General features: G+C 52.0%; 15 protein-coding genes. 9 read left to right on the forward strand and 6 right to left on the reverse strand.

The annotated features are described in order from the left end of the window. Window positions 1-348: 348 nt before the first annotated feature. On the reverse strand, window positions 349-2349 hold the full coding sequence (locus K0H80_RS09535; RefSeq protein ID WP_258406218.1) for a glycoside hydrolase family 97 protein: 2001 nt from the start codon (window positions 2347-2349) through the stop codon (window positions 349-351). Between the two features lie 681 nt (window positions 2350-3030). Here K0H80_RS09535 and K0H80_RS09540 point away from each other — a divergent pair. From K0H80_RS09540 to K0H80_RS09560, 5 genes are all read left to right on the forward strand, one after another. Then, window positions 3031-3435: a GFA family protein gene (locus tag K0H80_RS09540; RefSeq protein WP_011865675.1), complete on the forward strand. Its 405-nt coding sequence runs from the start codon at window positions 3031-3033 to the stop codon at window positions 3433-3435. Between the two features lie 100 nt (window positions 3436-3535). Continuing rightward, entirely contained in the window at window positions 3536-4621 is a 1086-nt protein-coding gene (locus tag K0H80_RS09545) for an NAD(P)H-dependent flavin oxidoreductase (RefSeq protein WP_220073804.1), read from the forward strand. A 140-nt stretch (window positions 4622-4761) separates the two neighbouring features. Beyond that, window positions 4762-5193: a GNAT family N-acetyltransferase gene (locus K0H80_RS09550; protein WP_258406641.1), complete on the forward strand. Its 432-nt coding sequence runs from the start codon at window positions 4762-4764 to the stop codon at window positions 5191-5193. Window positions 5194-5243: 50 nt separating this feature from the next. Next, window positions 5244-5684: a hypothetical protein gene (locus K0H80_RS09555; RefSeq protein ID WP_011865678.1), complete on the forward strand. Its 441-nt coding sequence runs from the start codon at window positions 5244-5246 to the stop codon at window positions 5682-5684. Between the two features lie 192 nt (window positions 5685-5876). Further along, window positions 5877-6278, forward strand: coding sequence for a DUF3465 domain-containing protein (locus K0H80_RS09560; protein ID WP_220073805.1), 402 nt, complete (start codon window positions 5877-5879; stop codon window positions 6276-6278). A gap of 1 nt (window position 6279) precedes the next feature. On the opposite strand, the gene K0H80_RS09565 is transcribed toward K0H80_RS09560, so the two are convergent. Further along, the gene (locus K0H80_RS09565) at window positions 6280-7566 is read right to left on the reverse strand and encodes an HD-GYP domain-containing protein (protein ID WP_220073806.1); all 1287 of its coding nucleotides are present in this window, start codon (window positions 7564-7566) and stop codon (window positions 6280-6282) included. Window positions 7567-7908: 342 nt separating this feature from the next. Continuing rightward, window positions 7909-8145 carry a hypothetical protein gene (locus K0H80_RS09570; protein WP_011865681.1) on the reverse strand — a complete coding sequence of 79 codons (237 nt, stop codon included), beginning with the start codon at window positions 8143-8145 and terminating at the stop codon, window positions 7909-7911. A 435-nt stretch (window positions 8146-8580) separates the two neighbouring features. Between K0H80_RS09570 and K0H80_RS09575 the strand changes: the two genes are divergently transcribed. The 3 genes from K0H80_RS09575 (at window position 8581) to K0H80_RS09585 (ending at window position 11801) form a co-directional block, all read left to right on the forward strand. Further along, window positions 8581-10059 (forward strand): DEAD/DEAH box helicase, encoded by a 1479-nt coding sequence (locus K0H80_RS09575; RefSeq protein ID WP_220073807.1) that lies wholly within the window; start codon window positions 8581-8583, stop codon window positions 10057-10059. 638 nt (window positions 10060-10697) lie between these two features. Then, window positions 10698-11390 (forward strand): hypothetical protein, encoded by a 693-nt coding sequence (locus K0H80_RS09580; RefSeq protein ID WP_220073808.1) that lies wholly within the window; start codon window positions 10698-10700, stop codon window positions 11388-11390. A gap of 57 nt (window positions 11391-11447) precedes the next feature. Beyond that, entirely contained in the window at window positions 11448-11801 is a 354-nt protein-coding gene (locus K0H80_RS09585) for a hypothetical protein (RefSeq protein ID WP_220073809.1), read from the forward strand. Window positions 11802-12017: 216 nt separating this feature from the next. On the opposite strand, the gene K0H80_RS09590 is transcribed toward K0H80_RS09585, so the two are convergent. From K0H80_RS09590 to K0H80_RS09600, 3 genes are all read right to left on the reverse strand, one after another. Continuing rightward, window positions 12018-14021, reverse strand: coding sequence for an alpha-amylase family protein (locus K0H80_RS09590; protein ID WP_220073810.1), 2004 nt, complete (start codon window positions 14019-14021; stop codon window positions 12018-12020). After that, window positions 14021-15985, reverse strand: a complete 1965-nt coding sequence (locus K0H80_RS09595; protein ID WP_220073811.1) for a glycoside hydrolase family 13 protein — start codon at window positions 15983-15985, stop codon at window positions 14021-14023. The genes K0H80_RS09590 and K0H80_RS09595 overlap by 1 nt, the downstream gene beginning before the upstream one ends. 173 nt (window positions 15986-16158) lie before the next feature. Continuing rightward, on the reverse strand, window positions 16159-18987 hold the full coding sequence (locus tag K0H80_RS09600) for a TonB-dependent receptor (RefSeq protein ID WP_220073812.1): 2829 nt from the start codon (window positions 18985-18987) through the stop codon (window positions 16159-16161). Window positions 18988-19472: 485 nt separating this feature from the next. Between K0H80_RS09600 and K0H80_RS09605 the strand changes: the two genes are divergently transcribed. Beyond that, on the forward strand, window positions 19473-21098 hold the full coding sequence (locus tag K0H80_RS09605) for an alpha-glucosidase family protein (protein WP_220073813.1): 1626 nt from the start codon (window positions 19473-19475) through the stop codon (window positions 21096-21098). The last annotated feature ends 32 nt before the right edge of the window (window positions 21099-21130 follow it).

Here is a 21130-nt window from a genome sequence, read left to right on the forward strand (position 1 = left end):
ATGGACTTAACTTGTTTTGCGTTGAACTGGCTATGCGCTCAGCTAGGCGAGCTGGAAAGCGACCAACGTTGGCTCGCTCTGCGTGGGCTAGGAGTGCACAAATCACCTTAGCAGAATAACTCCCAAGCTAGGATGAGGGATCGCGGCTTTAGTCGTAGAAATGTGGGGGGAATCGCCGGAAAAAGGTAAACAAATGTTGCAGATGATTGGTCTTGGCCCGATATGGCAGACAACGCAGGAGTTGGCGAAGGGCATTGCCAGAATAAAATGAGGATGCAAGCCTGCCTATACAGACTTGCATCCTCTAATGTAGTTTAAGTGCTAGATCGCGAGTGCTACACCTGAGCCCTAGAGCGCCTTGAAGCGAATGGCGACGCCGCCGCTGCTGGCAAGTTTTAACGTCAGCTGCTGCTTGCTATTCACTTTCTGGGTCTCAATCACATAGTCATAGGGATTGGTGCGCCAATCGGCCTTGTCACCGTCTCGGTAGATCTGCGCCTCATAAGTCAGCGTCGGGTCGAGGAAATCGAGCTTGATCGCGATCTCACGGGCATCATCGTCGGTGATCGCGCCCAGGTACCAATCTTTGCCCTGACTCTTGCCACCACGCTCCTGACGGGCAAAGGCTACATATTCTCCTACCTCACCGGCCAGGGCGATACTCTGGGCCCAGTCGGTGGGCACATCCTGGATAAACTTAAAGGCATCGGGATGCTGCTTGTAGTTGCGGGGCAGATCGGCGGCCATCTGGATCGGGCTGTAGAGCACCACATAGAGGGCCAACTGCTTGGTCAACGTGGTCTGCACCCGGTTAACCGCATCCAGGCCTTTAGGTGCAAGGTCGAAGATACCCGGGGTGAAGTCCATGGGGCCTGCCAACATGCGGGTGTAGGCCAGGGTGGTAGTGTGCGACGGGTTGTTTGGCGGCGTGCCCCAGGCGTTAAACTCCTGACCGCGGGCGCCTTCGCGGCTTATCCAGTTAGGATAGGTGCGGCGCAGGCCGGTATCCTTAATCGGCTCATGGGTATTGATGCTGATGTGGCGCTTGGCCGCCTCGGTGACACTATGCAGGTATTCGTTGACCATAAACTGGCCATCATGCCATTCGTGGTGCACTATGCCCTGTTCATCTACGCGCTTGATATCACCGCCATCGGCCACATAGCCGGTCTTCACCTGAGTGACACCATATTTCTGATAGAGATCATAGGCATCGCTCATCTGCTTGCGATAGTTGGTGACCGAGCCAGAGGTCTCATGGTGACCGATCAGGCGAACGCCCTTGCTGGCGCCATAGGCAGAGATCTCGGGGAGATCGAAGTCTGGGTAGGCTTGGGTGAAGCTGAATACGTCGCCGTTGTGGAACCAGCTGCCATCCCAACCTATGTTCCAGCCTTCCACCAATACGCCCGCGAAACCGTTCTCGGCGGCAAAATCCAAGTAGCGTTTGGTCTCTGAGGTTGTGGCGCCATGTTTGTCGCCAGAGCCCCAGGTGTTCTCGTTGAGGTGCATGCCCCACCAGATCCCCACATATTTACCGGGCTCGACCCAATCCACATCTCCTAGCTTATTTGGCTCGTTGAGATTGAGGATAAGATCTGAGTTCAGCAGGCCGGTGGCCTTGTCGGCGATCTGTATGGTGCGCCAGGGTGTGCTAAAGCCCACCTGGGTCTTGACGCGAGTGCCGTCCGACCAAGGGGTGAGATCGGCGCGCAGGGTGCCGTCTCTGCGCTGATCCAGCGTCATGGCAGCGTAGTCCACCAGCGCCGCTTCGTGGATGCTCATGTGCACCCCATCGCCCAGTGTGAAGGTAAAGGGGGTATGAACCCTATCGACCTGTTTGAGCGGTGTCTTCTGATACAGGTACTCGTAGCGGTTCCAGCCACGTGCCGGGATCCACCAGGCAGTGACTTTCTCGGGTTGCGGCAGGGTAAATTCGGTGAGCTCCGAAGTGATGTTGAGCTTGTCTAAATCGCCTTGCTTCGGCATCTGGTAGCGAAAGCCCAGGCCATCATCGAACACCTTGAACTCGACCACAAAGCGATATTGACCATTACTCAGGGTGGCTGTCAGGCCATTGTGTTTATCGACAACCCATTCACGTTCGCCCCAAGGCTGTTGCCAGCGCTCATCGGCCTGGCTGCGCTTGACCTCTTGAATGCTAAAGTCAGTGCCAAACTCCCCAAGAGACTCAAACACCATTCCAAGCTTGGAGGGTTCGATCGCCTTCTTGCCATGAAAGCTTACGCTGTAGCGCGGCGTTTGATCATCATCGCTCAGGCTGACCACGATCTGCTTGTCAGGCGAGGTCAGAGAGATTGTCTTGGCCAGGCCAGTGCTTGGTAGCATGATGCCGGTCGCCGCTATGGCAAGGGTAAGTGCCGATAGGGTGGTCGTGGGACGAAACGGCGATCTGGGCTCGGATCTGGGCTGGGATCTGGAGTGGGGGCTCGCTTGGTGGCTTGTTAAGTGAGTCGAGGTGAAAGACATTCCGTGTACCTTTTTATTGTCGTTTTTAGGGTTAGGGTTATTGCTCGTCATGGCTGCAGGCAAGATTGCTTGTCATTAGTGATAGTCATTAGTGATAGCCATGATTGATAGCCATGAGTGTTAGTCATGTTAGAAGGGAAGGCGCGAGGGGAGCAATGCGCTGCATACGTATTCACCTGCCAGGTCGTTAGTTCGCGGCAATCTCCGCGATAAGCCAGCAAGTGACAGCGGGGATGATCCCTCAATGAGGGCGGCCTCAGTCACTTATTATTCAGTGCTCGGTTTACAGGGTATAAGTGTGTGAAAAGGTTGGGCAGTCAGTACTTGCAAAAACAATAGCAAAAGATAAATTCAACGCTTTGCCACATTTAGTTACGGAATTTAGGGGGTTAGCGCAGAGATTTATGCTGATCTGACGTCGCAAGTTGTGGCAGCATAGGGCCCGATTACAATTGTGCAGTCGATTTATCGCAGCAGCTTTTTCATCGTCTTTTATTGCAGCTATTTTTCGTCGTCACTTACAGCCGGATCAGGAAAGCCATGTATCAAGGAAGTTGTCTATGCGGTGGCATTAAAGTCGCCATCAGCGGACCCATAAGTCATATCATTCATTGCCACTGTTCCCTGTGTCGTAAATCGAGCGGCACGGCATTCGCCACCAATGGTTTCGTCGAACTGGTGGACTTCAATCTATCGGATAAGGCCGATTTCCTCACAAGTTTTGAGTTTTCTCCTGGAAAGCGACGCTATTTCTGCCGTCACTGTGCGTCGCCTATCTACAGCGCCAACGACCAGGATAGTAAGCGTATTCGCCTCAGACTCGGCATATTGGACTCGCCGATCAACGAGCGCCCCATGTCTCATAACTTTGTCACCTCCAAGGCGAACTGGGAGGAGATGGATGCTAAGTTACCCTGGTATGAGGGCCACGAGCCCGGCAGGTAGTTTCTCAGGAGCCAGTTATTCGCTACTAGTTGATAGCTGTCAGCATAGTAATACGATCATGCAGAACATGAAGCTCGAATCGATTCACTAAGGATGGGTCATGAATAGCAAAAACTTCAAGGCATTACTGGGTACAGAGCTGCCTATCATTCAGGCGCCGATGGCTGGGGTGCAAGACAGCAAACTCGCCATCGCGGTGGCTAACGCCGGTGGGCTTGGGTCAATCCCCTGCGGTATGTTGAGCTCGGCGCAGATAGTCGATGAAATTAAACGTTTTCGGGCGGCGACCAGCGCGCCACTAAACCTTAATTTCTTCTGCCATGAGTTGCCGCCGTTCGACAATCGAGCCCAAGCGCGCTGGCATGAGCTATTAGCGCCATATTTTGATGAACTTGAGATAGCGGCCGATCTCGGCCAAGGCGGCGCGAGTCGCATGCCATTTAATCATGAGATCGCAGATGCCATAGAAGCCTTTAAGCCAGAGGTGATTAGCTTTCATTTCGGCCTGCCACAAGAGGATTTGCTTAAGCGGGTGAGATCTTGGGGTGCAAAGGTGATCTCAAGTGCCACCACAGTAGCCGAGGCCGAGTATCTGGCGGCGCGAGGCGTGGATGGCATTATCGTTCAGGGCGTCGAGGCGGGTGGTCATCGCGGCATGTTTCTTAGTGATGATGTGAGCACTCAGGTGGAATTGGAACCCCTGCTGACTGAGATCGCCTCGCGAGTCGATGCGCCGCTGATCGCCGCCGGTGGCATAGGCGATGGGCACGGGGTACAAGCCGCCTTATCAATGGGGGCCTGCGCCGTGCAGGTAGGCAGCGCGTATCTCTTGTGTGATGAGGCCAATACCTCAAGTCTGCATAGAGCGGCCATAGAGCATGCGGCTAATACAGAAGGGAGTACGGTTAGGGCTGAAGGCTGTACTGCGCTCACTAATCTCTTCTCGGGTAGACCGGCAAGGGGCCTGGTTAACCGCGCCATGTCAGAGCTTGGGGCTATAAACGACTCGACCCCGGCCTTTCCCTATGCGACTAACCTTATGGCGCAGCTACGCAAGGCGAGTGAGACCCGCGGCATGAGTGATTTCTCGCCCCTCTGGTGTGGGCAAAATGTCGGCAGCTGCAAAAAGATCTCCGCAGGCGAGATGACCCTGGCGCTAATGCAGCAAGTCACGCAACTAGAGTAATTACGGCAACAAATTAAAAATAATAACGAATAGAGCAGATGCAGATGAAAGGTGATCCCGTGATTGAGAAACCTGAGATTGAGAAACCAGAGACAGATAAACCAGAGGCAGAAAAACAGGCGCTTGAATCTAAGCTAGGTATCACAGTCAGCCAACTTGAGGGTGAAAATAGCGAACTGGTCGATGCCTTGGTCGATGGTGTGCGCCAGTACAACTTCGACAAGATGGGCAAGGAGACGTCTGAGCCGCTGACTGTATCGGCCCACGACAAAACCGGTAAGCTGATTGGCGGCGTCTATGGCCGCACCATCTATAAAAACTTCCTCATCCATGTGGTCTGGGTGGATGAAACGGCCCGCGGCACAGGGCTTGGACGCGACCTGATGCTAGAGGCGGAGCGCGTGGCAATTAGCCGCGGTTGCCAGCAGGCTCAGGTGGATACCTTAGATTTTCAGGCGCCGGATTTTTACCAAAAACTTGGCTTTAGCGTCGCAGGCATTATCCCTGCGTTTGATGGCAGTCCAGCCCGCTATTTTCTGTTTAAGCGCTATTGTGATAGTGTGACTCGCTAAGCGATTCGCTGAGACGAATCTTTAATTAATCCATTGTTCAAGGAAGATAAATGTCTAAAAATTTGTTTGCTGGTGTCCTGCTGACACTCGCATTAACTGCCTGCAGTTCCACCCAAAACACTCCCGGTAACTCGGAATCGGTCAATAACACCTTATTGGCCGGCAATCTGCTTGAGGTGAGCGGGGAAAACCTAAGTGATTATTGGAAGCCCAAGTCGACAAAACCTGTGATGCTGAAGTCCCGCCCTAAGTGGATTCCCAAAGGGATGGGCCAGTTTAGTTATCATGTGGTCATAGATAGTGAGGGCAATGAGGTGAGTAAGACTCTGGTAAGTTCCAGCCCCGAAGGTTGGATGACCCAAGCAAGACTAAATAAGATGCCTAAGGTCCGTTATCTTGCCAGTGACGATAACCCTGAGCATCTGCCCGTAAAGGCGTTGTTGACGTCAAAGGTGATGCCTCGTCACCTCATAGAGAGCCAACAGCAATAAGTCTAATTTCAATTGTTTAGTCTAAAGCTCTCTGTCACAAAGACTCTGTCTCCAATGCTCGGTCTAAAGTACTTGCTCCGAGTGTTCAGTCTCGGATGACCTGAAATGTCCATTGAGGCTTTTACCGAGTAAGCATTCAACCTAGCAATTTCAGGATAGCAAGTTAATGATAGCTAGTAAGGAAATCAGGCTATGAATAGATTCTGCCGTGGGCTATTACTCATCATCTTGTCGTTCGCCGTTAGTTTGCCACTCCTGGCCGATGACGGCTTGCTGGGCCAGGTGTTTGAGCAGAAGCAGAGTGGCGTACAGATCCAGGGGGAAGGCGAGGTGATTCGCCTGCTCAGTGATGATACCAAGGGCAGTCGTCATCAGCGCTTCATTTTGCGCCTGGCCAGTGGTCAGACGCTGCTGGTGGCCCACAATATCGATCTGGCGCCGCGCATTGCCGATCTCAAGGTCGGTGACAGTGTGGGTTTCTTCGGTGAATATGAGTGGAATGATCGCGGCGGTGTGATCCACTGGACACACCATGATCCAAGGGGGCGTCACCCGGCGGGCTGGTTAAGCCATGGCGGCCGCAAATATCAGTAGGCTACTGGCTGGTTTCTAGCTCCGATTCGCTCACGACGGCGACCTGGCCCCTGAGTGACTGCTTGGGGGGCCGCTCGAACAGAGAGGCCTTCGACAGCAGTTCAAACCTGTGATTGATGGCGATAAAGCTCTCGACCAGCTTAGGGTCGAAATGGGTGCCCTTATCCTGATGGATTAACTCTAGCGCCTCTTGATGACTAAAGGGGCGTTTGTAGCAGCGCGGTGAGGTCAGGGCGTCATACACATCTACCAGGGCGACGATACGGGCCGAGAGGGGAATCGCTTCCCCTTTAAGCCCAGCCAGATAGCCGCTGCCGTCCCACCACTCATGGTGCCCACCGGCGATATCACGCCCCATCTTTATGTAAGGACACTCTGGCGCGTAACTAAGCAGACTCGCTAATACCTGAGCGCCAATAACCGGGTGTGCCTTGATCTGCTCAAACTCCTCCGCTGTCAGCCGTCCGGGCTTGAGCAAGATGGCATCGGCGATCCCCACCTTGCCGATATCATGCAAAATCGAGGAGAGGCTGATCTCCTGAATAAAATCGTCGGTTAACTCTGCTGGGGCATCAATGTCGGTTTGTCGCTGAGTGGCAAGCATCTTGGCGTAGTGCTGCATGCGGATCAGGTGCGCGCCGGTCTCGTTGTCCCGGTATTCGGCCAGTTTTGCCAGCCCCATCACGGTTGCGCGCCGCGATGCTATGGTCGATCGCAGCGACTGGGTCAGTTTACCCAGCAGGAAGGCGGCGGATTGAGTGACTATGGCATTGGTGACAATGAAGTTTATCGCCACTACAAACCAGATGAAGCTGCTATAGCCCTGGGTCTCCGGCCATTGAAAGCCTTGCGTATGGTAGACCAGCCCTATGGCCAGCAGAGCCGCAGCGTTAAGCAGCTGGGCGCAGAGGCTGGCCCGCTTCCCAATCAATATGCTGGTGAGCGGGGGGAAGATAAACAGCCAGAAGAACCCGGCGCCCGTTGGGCCTATGGTGATTAGGAAGGCCACGCCGATGGCGAAGAACATCAAACACCCTATGCAGTAGCGTAGCGTCTGCCTCAATCCTCTCGCCAGTAAGATGTAGAGCAGCAACAGATAGGCCAAGGTATCGAAGGCGGCCATGCCGACCAGACCCATCTGGATGCAGAGGTAGACACTGGTGATGTAGACGGGCACACATAAGATGGCGAGGAGGCCAAACAGGCGCTTGAAGATCAGTTCGCGCCAGATGGGCAAGGTATCGTGAAGTTCGTGTGCGGCCGTTTGGGCAAAATTAGGGGCATCCATAGTCAATCCTTTGCACTGCCAGAGGGATTTCAATACCGGCGCAGCCTCTCTGGCGAGATCCTAACTGCTGCGCACCTAGCTATATAAGCTCTATAAATTCGCTATGTGAACCGCACTCGACAGCTAATGACGCGCAAAGGTGGAATCTTACTGTGTTGATTCCTTACTGCGTTGACTCTTAGTTGCCGCGCCTTGGTTCACCCCTTCATTATTACCCATAACGCGGCTCGCGGGCTAATTTACCTTTCTCTAAACTGTTTCTTTTGTATGAAAATGTGACCAATACTATATGGAAAGGCCTTGTCTTGTCCTAAGCCTGAGCTCGTAAGTCAGCACTGCGTCTTAATAAAGCTCAGCCGGGACATCGTCTGGCGGCGTTAGCTCGTCGATGATCTCTCTGTCGATTTCGCGTTCTATGATGCGATCTTCTATGTCTCGGCGGATCAGCTCATCTTCGAGGCGCTGACAGTGAAAATCACAAAAGCCGCCTGTGTTGTGTATGGTGTGGGTCGAGCCAGGATCGCTGCTTGCACAGGCGCTTAACAGTAAGATCGCGGCAAGGGTATATAGTGTTTTCATAATCGCTCCTTTTATCGCTCATGTTTATCGCGTCACTGGCCGGTTTTAACGTCATCCTTAGCCGGGCCATCTGTGAGTGCTAGTAGTGCTTCATCTGTCGCTGCTTAGCCGGCGAGCACATCGTTAGGGCCATAGTGACTCGATACGCGCGATAGGTTAAGTTAGTTTCCATGATGAAATCGGATAGGTGACCTGGCCCAGCAAAAAGCTGGCTGTGGTAGCAGTTAGAGATAGCTAACAGTGATTGGCTGAGAGGCGCTAAGGCGATTTAAGCTAGATCACTAAAGCCAGGTCACTAAAGCTTCCTATATTATTGGTTTACTTTGGGTAAACTGGGCTAGTCTTAGCAAACGGCTCTGTTATACTAGCGCGCCTCAAATACCAGCCGCTCGATTGGCTGACGATTTTTGCCCTTGCGACCCTGAGAGAGAATCCATGACCTTTGCAAACCTTGGCCTGCCAAACGCTGTGCTCACTAACCTTGAGCAACTTGGTTACAGCCAGCCAACGCCAATCCAGCAAGAAGCCATTCCCCTGGCGCTCAAGGGCAAAAACCTAATCGCGGCGGCGCAAACCGGCAGTGGCAAGACGGCAACTTTCGTGCTGCCTATGCTCACGACCCTGATGCAGGGCCAGACACAGCGCAAGAAGCGGGCGCGGGCGATCATTCTGGCGCCGACACGCGAGCTGGTGCTGCAGGTAAACGATCGCATTGGCGAATATGGTAAAGGCTTAGGGCTGGTATCCATGGCCGTTTATGGCGGCGTCGACGTGCAGGCGCAGAAGCAGCAGTTGATCGAGGGCGTCGATATCGTGGTGGCCACCCCGGGTCGACTGCGGGATCTCTATACCCAGAGAGCGATCCGCTTCGATGAAGTGGAGCTACTGGTGCTCGATGAAGCCGATCGCATGTTGGATATGGGCTTTATCGAGGATATCACCAAGATCTTAGATACCTTGCCAGAGGAGAGACAGAACCTGCTGTTCTCCGCCACCCTGTCTCGCCCGGTGCGCGAGTTGGCGAAACAGGCGGTGCCTAAGGCGATCCATCTGTCGGTCACTAAGAATCAAGATAGCCAGCCAGATATTGAGCAGTGGATCACCACGGTCGATAAGGATAAGAAGTCGGCGCTGCTCAGTCAGCTGATTAAAGATAATGCCTGGCCCCAAGCGCTTATTTTTATCGAGACCAAACATGGCGCCGCTAAGCTGGTGAGTCAGCTAGAGAAGCGGGACATTCAGGCCGAGTGTATTCACAGCGGCCGAACTCAGGCGGTACGAGAGCAGATCCTGGCAGATTTCAAGGCGGGCAAGATTGCCTACCTTATCTCCACCGGCATCTCGGCGCGGGGGATCGATATCGACAACCTGCCGCTGGTGATCAACTATGACCTGCCGTTTCCGGCCGATGAATATGTGCATCGCATCGGGCGTACCGGCCGAGCCGGCGCCAAGGGTGAGGCGATCTCCCTGGTGTCTAAAGATGACTTTAAGAACCTCTGCATGATCGAGAGCCGCCTCGATCACTTGCTGGAGCGTCGAGAGATAGAAGGTTTCGCGCCGAGAAAACCTGTACCCATCTCTATCCTCAACTATGTGCCCAAGGCAAAGCGTGAGCAGGCGCAGGGTGAGAAGGGTGGCGAAGCAGCGGCTAGCCACGTTGAGAAGGGTCCTAAGGACGCTAAGGATAAAGGCAGAGAAGATAAGCCTAGAGGACAATCCAAGCCTCAATCCAAGCCTCAAGCTAAGGCATCCCCTTATAAAGGTCACTCCGCTGATAAGAAGGCTCGGCCTGCTAAAGCTAAATCAGCAGCGCCTGGTGATCGCGGTGGGAAAGATCAAAGGTCAGCGCATAAAGCTGAACAAAAGCCAGCCTTTAATCCTTGGGCCGATAGTCGGCCGGGTAAGAAATAGGATTTAAAGGTAGAAGAGTTAGTAGCCCTCAGATTGAGGGCTTTTTTGTGGCTGGTGGTTTTGTCATCTGATACACGTACGTTGTGACAGGGTATTGAAAGCTAGGACGTTGTTCGAGGCATCTTAGTTTTTAACTTTTGGTGTTTATGTTAATGGGCACAGGGAGGTGAATTAAAGTTCATACCTTCATGGCAATCTATCACCTGCGGTGGGCTTATGTGCAGATACACCTGCTACACGCCGTAAATCCGTCCGTGGAGGCTCGACGATGGCATCCTTGCCATCGACGTCCGCAGATGTATCCACACTGGATCTTTCTATCTCTTCGATTTGGCGTCATTCGATAACTTTTAGGTGGTTAATTGAAAATGCTACTGACTGGCTATCTCTTATCGCTAGGCTGAGGATATACATAGGTATGATGGGATATTGTGAGTAAGCCTCATTTTCGCTTCCTACTACGTCATTTGGCTAAAACTGCTTTGTCTTAGGATAGCTAACTTTTTCCTTGTAATGTAATGCAGTTATTGCTTAATTTCATATGATTACTCTAGTTTGTCGCGTTCTGCATTAGACGGTGCAGATTTACATGGGCGGCATTCTTGTTAATAAGCGTTAGGCATTAATAGGGAGTACAGATGCATAATCGAGACATACAAGAATTACTTGATCATGCTCAGAATGAAATATCCTCTATTTCTGAGCAGTCCAGAGATGGAACAATAAATAAAGTGGCGCTGAAAAATACATTGGAAAATTTGCGTAGTGTTCTCGACTACGCTGCTCAAGATATGCAATGTAAGCTGAAGTCTCTTGTCAAAAATAGAATACCAGAAAAGGTGTATTTCCCGTATGGCCAAAGGGAAAACCACTTCAAGAATAGTGTAAAGCGAAATCTTCCTGGTTTATCGGAGCATATGCCATCGATTTACACCATGGTACAAGCCATGCAGCCATTTAAAAGTTGTGACCCTTGGCTAGTTGATCTATGTGGTTTAACTAATGATGCGAAACATAACAACTTAAATAAAACCGAGAATAGAAAGAGTAGAATTATCTTTCAAGGTGGAATGCCACTTGTGGAAGTAGGAGAGGGAGCTCAGGTGTCGATGACTGGCACTAGGGTTAATGGTGTGCTTCAAGATGATGTTTTTATAGATCCTGATGGCACAACTAGAATTAGGCCTGTCTCAGGTCAAACATTGATCACTGAAAACAACAGAATACATTTTCAAGGCAAAGAAATCGAAGTTGTTCCTTTCTTAGAGGCCTGTTACAAGAATCTGTCAAAATTCGTAGATGATCTGGCTAAGGAACTGGACCATGCGTAACAAGAAAAGCCAATCGGGGGTACTGACGTGCGTCCGTTGCTTGTGGCGTTATATGCGATGAAAAAAATCGATGCCATAAACAAGATTCAGGCCTCTTTAGATATTAGTGAGCCTCAGATAATTACGCCGAAAGGTATGATTTATGAAGAGCATATTCGACAACTGTCGGAAGGGTTACTTCAGTCAATTATTGATCCTGTATTAGTAAAGGAGACATCTTCGATTATTAATGACGCTGATTTCGATATATACAAGTCAGCGACTGTTTGGGCCGTAGCTAGAGCTGGCGTGAACTGGCTGTTAACAATCGAAGGGGAACAGCTGTTTGCACTTGCATTTGGTTTCGACTCCTTAGATTTGAAGATGTATGGTTCCTCATCAGGTGATGCGCTAGGAGAATGGTGTAGCTAGGCATATAACGTGGCACTGTAGGCGGATTTCAGCCAGGTCTGCTGCGCTCGTGTCTCGCGAATTATAGCCGGGCAGTCAGCTCCCGCTAAGTGGGGCGTTAACATGTAAGAATTGTCATATTGGTGTATCTGACTGAATGAGTCGAAACCAAAAGCGAGTAGGATGAGCGTGGTTAATGCTCGTTCTACTCGCTTTGATATCTTGAAGTGACCGGGCTTATTTCTCTCCTACCACAAGCACCTTAGATTCTAGAGGCGCAAGGTTTAGTGTGACTTGGCCTTCCTTCGTCGTTAGCGTAATTGGCACCGTGGGTGTTTTATCACTTAGCATCTCTTTAAGCGGGTAGGTGCCTGGTGCGAGTTGCCAGCGTTTAACTAAGGCTGCGGGGAGATCGATAATGAGGTGCTTTGCCTTGTCTTTAGCGAAGTTGCTGACGATGATGACCTTCTGCTTGTCGTCGAAGCGGCTGAAGGCGAATAGGTCTGCATCATAGCCCTTGGCCTGATCGATATTGGCTCTGTGCAGATCGCCATATTCACCGCTTAGGGCGCTTAGGCTATGGCTGAGGTTTAACATCTTGGCGTAGTAGGCTCGCAGACTCAGCTCTTCTTTTGAAGACTGACCGCCGTCGAATTTACCCAGGTTCATAAAGCGCTGGTGGGCCGGTACGCCGATATAGTCGAAGATGCTGGTGCGGCTCGGTTTACCAAAGCCAGCGTCTTCGCTGCCATCTTCGCCGACCTCCTGGCCGAAATAAAGCAGGGTGGGCGCCTGGCTTAAGGTGGTGGAGACAACCATGGCAGGCAGGGCGCTTAACGGATCGCCGGCAAACTCAGGACTGGCGATGCGCTGCTCATCGTGATTCTCGAGAAAATGCAGCATGTGCGCGGCGATATCTTCGACGCTGTTGCGATCGCGCTCGATCGCTTCGGTGCCAGCCTTGCCCTGGATGATCGCCTTGAGGCTGTCGTAGAGTCCTACCTTGTCATAGAGGTAGTCCATCTTGCCAAGGTGAATATAGTCGCGGTAACGGCTTGGGGTATAGACCTCGGCGAGTAGCAGGGCATCGGGATTGGTGTGCTTGATGTGGCTGTTCAGATAGCTCCAGAAGGCAACCGGCACCATCTCAGCCATATCATAGCGAAATCCGTCTACGCCCTTGGCGAGCCAATATTGAGCTATCTCGTTGAACTTAATCCAGGAGCTGGGGATGCTATCCTTTGGCACCCGTTGCCAAAAGGCGTAATGCTCGGCGGCCGACTTTTTGCCGTAACCCTCAGGTAGCTGAGGGAAATCTAGGCTTCTATCTGGCGTGATGCCATAGTTTATCTTAACGGTTTCATACCAGTCGTTTTGATCTGGCTTGGCCGCGCGCGCGCCATTGCCGGTCCACTTGGCGGGAAACTCGTCAAACTTGCCATCGACCAGTGGATGTGGCTCGCCGCCGAGGGGCTTTAAATCTGGGCTTAGGCTCGGCACCTCGAAAGGCGTGCCCACCACATAGTAGAAGTTGTTGTCTCTGGCATAACTGAGCTGAGTGTTGTCACTTGCGCCGAAGTCTGTGACGCCAATAGGTGCCGACAGGGAGTGATAGCCGCGCGCCACATGGTTGGGCACTATGTCGATGATCACTTGCATGCCAGCTTCGTGAGTGCGGGCGATCAACGCCTCGAACTCCTCAAGGCGTTTGGCGGGATCGTCTGCCAGATCCGGATTGACGTTATAGTAGTCTTTCACCGCATAGGGGGAGCCGGCGCGGCCCTTGACCACATCGGGATCATCAGTGCCGATGCCATACTGGCTGTAGTCGCCGACCAAGGCATGATGGGGGATCCCCGTATACCAGATATGGCTGACCCCCAGGGATTTGATGCTCTCTAGCGCCTTGGGGGTAAAGTCACTGAACTTGCCTACGCCGTTTTGCGCCTTGGTGCCCCAGGGGATGTTGGCGGTCTGGGTATTACCGAAGAGGCGGGTGAATACCTGATAGATGACAGGCTTAGTCACATGTTCGCCGTTTGTCGACGGCATGGCATTTGATTGAGCACTAGCCGTTTTTGCTATAGTCGCCGCCTCCATCTGGGGCAGGGCGAAGGCCTGGGCTGAGATCATTAGCGCGGCGCTGCACAGGGCAGCACTTAACTTATTGAATGGAACGTTTAAATTAATATTCAATGACTTGTTCAAGAGCCTATTCAAATCGGGACAAGCACTAGTCATTATTTGGCTTCCTCTATGGCTAACAGGGTAACGCCTTGTCCCTTGATTGAGAGGGTCTTATCCAGCGTGACGGTATCGCCGCTGATCACATCTTGAGCCATGCGGGCACTGCCCAGCAGATCACGGTAGCGCGCGAGAGGTAATTCGACTGCCTTATCCAACTTGTTGTAGATCACCATGAGGCGCGCCTTGTCGCTGCAATCTTGTTTGGCGCAGCGCATCTGCACATATACGCCATCCTGAGGCACATAGTGGCGCAGGCCGCCACTGTGGATGAAGTCTGCCTGTTTGCGGAAGTTAAGCAGGGCGCGGGTGAAGCTCAACATAGATTGCTGTTCTTTATTCAGGCCTTTGTTATCAAAAACTGAGATGGCATCTCCCTGCCAGCCACCGGGTAAATCTGAGCGGGTGACACCATCATTACGATCTTTGGTCGGGCTTTGCATCAAAATTTCTGAGCCATAGAAGATCTGTGGAATGCGGTTGCTGGTGAGCACGTAGGCCAGTGCCATCTTGGTCAGGGCTAAGTTATCACCCAGCAGGCTGTAGAGGCGATTGGTGTCGTGGTTGCCTTCGAACAGTACAAGTTGCGTCGGGTCGGCATAGACCACATCGTTGGCGAGGAACTCATACAGGCGCATCATACCTTCGCTCCAGCCTTCCTCTTCGCTCAGCGCCTTGATCAGGGTTTCATAGAGGGGGAAGTCCATCAGGCTCGGCAACTCTGACTGGTAGCCATCTTGATTGACCTTGCCCTTCTGCCAGTAGGAGACGGTTATTGGGTTGCCCGTCCACTCTTCGCCGACGATGTTGAACTTGGGATACTCAGCCATGATGGCGCGGGTCCAGTCCACCAGAAAATCCTTATCGGCGTAGGAGTAAGTGTCTTCGCGTATGCCGCTCAGATGAGCGTATTCTACCCACCAGATGCTGTTTTGGATCAGGTAGTTAGCAAGCTGTGGCTGCTCTTGGTTAAGGTCCGGCATGGACTCGACAAACCAGCCGTGGCTAAAGTCGCGCTTGTCTTTGGCAACCGCGTAGGGGTCTTGCAGCGTGGTACGCCTGTGGGTGGTGAAATCGATGGCCGAGGAATCTTGAGCTAATGCGCCCTCAGGACGATTAACCCAATCCTGGCTGGGCAGATCATCCATCCACCAGTGGTTAGCGCCGATATGATTGACCACCACATCGGCGATGATGCCTATGCCTTTCTCTTTCGCCTTGATGGCCAGTTGGCGGTAATCGTCGTTGCTGCCAAATCTTGGGTCGATGCGGTAGTGGTCGGTGACCGAGTAGCCGTGGTAGGAGTATTCGGCCTGATTGTTTTCGGTAAGCGGGTTGATCCACAGCTGAGTGACACCAAGGTCTGCCAGATAGTCCAGGTTATTGATGATCCCCTGAATGTCGCCGCCGTGGCGGCCACCCGGATTGCTGCGATCGGCTTGCTCTATCATGTCGGCCTGGTTGTCATTGGCGGGGTCGCCGTTAGCGAAACGATCCGGCGTGATGAGATAGATAACATCTTTGTTGCTAAAGCCCTCGCGAGCCGCGCTGCCCTTATCGCGCTTGAGCAGCTCGTAGGCCACGCTAATTTGCGCCTGCCCCGCTTGTTCGAATGTCAGCTCAAAAGTCTGCGCCTTGGCGCCTTGGGTGTCTAAGTTAACAAACAGATAGTTGGGGTTCTCTGTGGTCTCAACGCCTTTAAGGGTTACGCCATCGGCCTTTACGCTTACCTTAGCCTTAGCGATGTTTTCGCCATGAACCATCAGCTGCAGCTGACTGTGTTGCATGCCCGCCCACCAGTTGAGGGGCTCGATACGCAGTTTCTGGGCGCTAGTATTTTCGCTGATAATGGAACTGCTTGCCGGTAGCACAGATGCCATCACCTGAAAGGCGGAAGGGGCGAGCATAAGTAATGAGGTGGCGATGAGTGTGAGTTTCAACTGGTTATTAGTACGTCTCATGGGCAGTCCTTTCGGCGTTCGACCTTTTGATGCTGTGCCTAGCGTGATGACACATTAAGGTGTTAGGTGTGACTGAGTTAACTTTCTGGGTGTGACACAGTTTTTCGTTAGCTTAATATGAAAACACCTGCTTCAAGGGATCGAAGCAGGTGTTTTTCGGCTAATACCTAAGATTACATAGTGTAGCTAAATCCTAGGAAGTATTGGCGACCAAAGCTCTGGATGGTACCAGTTTGGTGCGTCTGACCGAAGTAGGTCTTGTTAGCTTCGTCTGTCAGGTTATTAACCTGGAACAGGAACTTAAGACCATTGTCCATCGCATAAGATGCCTGGTAGTCGAGAATGGTTTCTGCATCGAAGAAGGCCAGCTGAGATTCAACCGCAACTTGCTCAGAAACATACTCACTACGATAACGCATGCTCAAACGGGTATCGAAACCATCCAAGGTGTAAAACAGAGTGGTGTTCAATACGTGCTCAGACAGGCCTGGTAGCGGGATAGCTAAGCTTTCACCACTTAGGTCGGTTTCAAACTCTACTTCACTGTCAGAGTATGCGTAACTGCCGGTGAAACCTAGGCCGCTCAGTGCGCCCGGTAGGAAGTCGAATACCTGAGTGTAGGCAAGTTCGATACCGCGAATATAACCGCCGTTATCGTTGTTAACCGCCGTCTGATACTGGCCTTCATTCTTAACGACAGGGAACTCTACACCGTTGTCGACAATAGTGTCTGGCACGATGAAGCCAGCTTCTTCGAAGTCAAATGGCTGGATAGTGAAGTTGTTAATGAACGACTTGATGTCTTTGTAGAACACGGCAAAGACGATCGCACCTTCAGACTCTTCAAAGTAGTGCTCATATGACAGGTCGTACTGATCGGCATAGAAAGGATCCAGTAGCGGACTGGTGTTACCCCATGCGTTGTACTTCTTGTAACCTGGTGTTGCAGAGTCGTCATACCAAGAACCCATGCCAGACTTCAGCTTGTCGATTGGTGGACGAGCCATAACCGATGCTGCGGCAAAACGGATCTGATCGTTTTGTGTCAGGTGGAAGTTCAAGTTAACCGAAGGTAGGTAGTCGGTGTAAGACTTGCCCACTTTGTTGTGGATATAGTCGGTGCTGACCACGCCTTTTTCATCGACGATCTCTTCACCCAGACCGAAACCTACTTGTTGTAGACCTGTACTTGACTGATCTGTGTTAACCACACGCAGGCCGATGTTACCTGTTACTGGGATGCTACCAATCTCGAAGTCCAGGTTAGCCTGCACATAACCGGCTAGCACGTCTTCATTTACCGTACCGCTTTGGATCATGGTCCAGTTGTTGGCCCAGTTAGCGGTAGGGACGAAAGGATCTTGTCCTGTTGCCGCCAGTTGTGCGTTAACCAGATCAACAGCTTTATCAAAGTCGATCGCCAGGAAGCTTGGGTAGCCTGAAAGCTCGCCGCCAAAGTTAACCACACGGGTCATATCATCGGTCAGGGCCAGCACAGGTTGATTGTCTGGGTTGGTGCCAAATTCGAAACCATAGCCTGCTTGAGAGCGCTGCGCGTTGAACTCACGCTCAGAGTATCTTACGCCGACGTCGATAGACGACACGAAGCTATTGTCTAACTGGTAGTTCAGGTCGAGTTTGTAGGCGATCAGATCGTTTTGTTGATCATAAGGCCACATACCCACTTCTCTCAGACCTAGGGTCGAAGTATCTGTGTAATCCTTGGCGAAACTGATGTCGGCTGGATTGAGGTTGTTTAGCTTATAAGTGATCGACTCGGCCGATCTGACATTGTTAGCCATGTCGTCATAGATAACGGCGCGGGTACCGCCGTTGACGAATTCACCGTCGGCAGAAGAGTAGCTGATGTCTGCGGCGATGGTGAGGTTTTCACCATTGGTCCATTCGATGTTAACTGCGCCAGAGGTGAGCTCTGAATATTTTGAGTCGTTATCGTTAACCACAAAAACGGCAAAGTTATCAGTACCATCGGTAGACACTGTGCCACCGATCATAGAGCCGTCTTCGACAATGGCATCACTGATCTGACCGTTCTTTAATGATTTCACACGGAAACCGCGGGCAAAGTTCTCAGAATCGAACTTAGAGTGGAAGATGTCGCCCTTAAAGCTCCAGTTGTCATTGGGTTGCCAGTGGATGGCGCCCATGTAACCGTCACGGGTGTCGGTACCACCTTTTTGTTGCATCTCGAAGCCTTCGCTGACGGACTCAAGGTTGCCATCACCGTTGACATCACGTCTGTCGTCGTTGAAACGTAGGCCGATGAACTGGCTTGCTACATAAGGTTGATAAAGATGTGCGTAACCCACGGCAACACCAAGGGTTTCATCGAGGAACTTACCTTGGTAAGAGAAGCTTAGACGGTTGCCATATTCTTCTGCGTCGGCAATTTCACCGGCGCGGTCGTTAAAGCTACCACGAGCGTTAACGGTAAAGTTGTGGTCTTTTGGTGCCTGCAGCGGGTCGGCTGTTTTAAGCTCGACTGTACCGGCAACACCACCTTCGATGAGAGAAGCCTTTGGCGACTTATAAACTTGCGCCTGGTTGATCAGCTCAGAAGGGTATTGATCGAATTCGATCGCGCGTTTACCACCAGTGGTAACCTGCTCGCGGCCGTTTAATGTCGCGGCAACGAAATCACCGTCCAGACCACGAATGTTAAGACCACTTGCCTGGCCACCGGTACGTACGGCGGTAACACCTGGCAGGCGGGTTAGGGCATCGGCAATTGATTGATCAGGCAGGGCGCCTAAGTCATCTGCAGAAATAGTTTCTGATACGGTATCGGCAAAACGCTTGTTGTTGAGCGACTTGATCACACTGGTACGGAAGCCACGTACCTCGATCACTTCAATCGACTCGTCTTGAGTCGTTGCTGCCGCCTCAGCCTTCGCTGCCTCGTTATCAGCTGCATAGACATTAATACAAACGCCGGCCGAGAGCAGGGCTAGCGTGAGTAGGTTAGGTTTAAATTGAAACATCCATCTTCCCCTTTTTTCACTCTATTCATTCTGTATTACTTCTTATGTGTGAAATAAGGGGGGACCCTTGTTCACAGCTATATAGGTGAATGAGAGTGCTTGTTATTGTACTTGTTTCTAAGTTGTTATGTAGCAGCACCGATACTACTCTCGCACTCGTCGCGGTCACAATATTATGCATACGTATTCAAAAGTGACCTCGGCCTCAAAAAGGGCGTCTGTTGGGGTGCGCCAGCTCACAAAATGGCCTGCAAAATTCATGCTAACCACATGTTTATATTTGTTTTTGTTCTAGGTGGTCAGAAGGTGCTTTAAGCCTGTCTGTTTTGCATACGTATGCAGTGGTGTTGAACCCGATTTCCCGGATGACGTATGCTCGTTTCATTCTAATAACAATTGTTCGTCGACAACGATCGGGTAACAGGTATGCAACCCAGGGGCAGGCACCTGCCTTTAATATAGTCGTTGGTGACCTAGGGGCGATAATGAACCAACTCTCCTGGTGGCGCGGCGCCGTCATCTATCAGATCTATCCTCGCAGCTTAATGGATTCCAATGGCGACGGTGTAGGGGATCTACAAGGCATCATAAGTAAACTCGACTACATTGCGAGTCTGAACGTGGATGCCATCTGGATCTCGCCTTTCTTCAAGTCGCCGATGAAAGACTTCGGTTACGACATCAGTGACTACCGCGCTATCGATCCTTTGTTTGGCACCATGGCGGACTTCGACGAGCTGATCGACAAGGCGCACGGCCTCGGCATCAAGGTGATTATCGATCAGGTGCTCAGCCACACCTCAGATCAACACGCCTGGTTTAGCGAGAGTCGCCAGAGCCGGGACAATGCCAAGCAGGACTGGTATGTGTGGGCCGATCCTAAGCCGGACGGCACAGCGCCTAACAACTGGCTGGCTATCTTCGGTGGCTGTGCCTGGGAGTGGGAGCCACGTCGTCAGCAATATTATCTGCATAACTTCCTGACCAGCCAGCCGGATTTGAACTTCCATAACCCTGATGTGCGCCAAGCTGTGCTGGATAATGTTAAGTTCTGGCTCGATAAGGGAGTCGATGGTTTCCGCCTAGATGCGATCACCTTCTGTTATCACGATGAGCAGCTAAGAGACAATCCGCCAAAGCCTGAAGACAAGCGTCAGGGCAGGGGCTTTAGTGAAGATAACCCTTACGCCTATCAGTATCACTACTATAACAACACCCGCCCGCAGACTGTTGGTTTCATCGAAGAGCTGCGCGCGCTGATCAACCAATATCCTGGCGTGGTCACCCTAGGCGAAGTCTCTTCGGAAGATTCGCTTGCGACCATGGCCGAATATACTCAGGGCGAGGATCGCCTGCATATGGCCTACAGCTTTGAGCTGCTGACCGACGATTTCAGCCCGGCCTATATCCGCCACACGGTAGAGGCGCTGGAGCAGAGCATTGGCGATGGCTGGCCCTGCTGGGCGATAGGCAACCACGACGTGCAGCGGGTCGCGACACGTTGGGGCAGAGACACCTTCAATAGCGATATGGCCAAGATGCTCAACGCCATGCTCTGTTCGCTACGGGGCAGTGTCTGTAGCTACCAAGGTGAGGAGTTGGGTCTTGGCGAGGTAGAGATCGCCTATGAGCAGCTGCAAGATCCGTTTGGCATCACCTTCTGGCCTATGTTCAAGGGCCGTGATGGTTGTCGCACGCCTATGCCTTGGCGCCATGACGCTAACCATGGCGGCTTCAGTGACAACACGCCTTGGCTGCCGCTACCGGCCGATCACAAAGCAGTAGCGGTCGATGTGCAGGAGGCCAACCCTGAGTCGATTCTGAACCATTACCGTCACATGCTGGCCTGGCGTAAACAGCACCCCATACTCGTCACGGGTGATATCAAATTCATTGAGTCAACCGATTCACTTTTGTTGTTTGAGCGTCGCCTGGGTGAGCAGACCCTGCTGGTTGCCTTTAACCTGAGTGGTGAGCCGCAGAGCTATAGCCTGGCAGGTCTGGGCGAGCAAGGTCTGACGCCACTGGAAGGCCATGGTCTGCCTAAGGCCGAGTTGAAAGGCGATGTCATTCAGTTTGACGGTTTCGGTTGCTTCTATTGTTGGAAGTAAAGGGCTTGGATATAGCTTATCAAAATAGCTGG

Origin of the sequence: Shewanella aegiceratis (genome assembly GCF_019457495.1) — a bacterium.
GTDB lineage: Bacteria > Pseudomonadota > Gammaproteobacteria > Enterobacterales > Shewanellaceae > Shewanella > Shewanella loihica.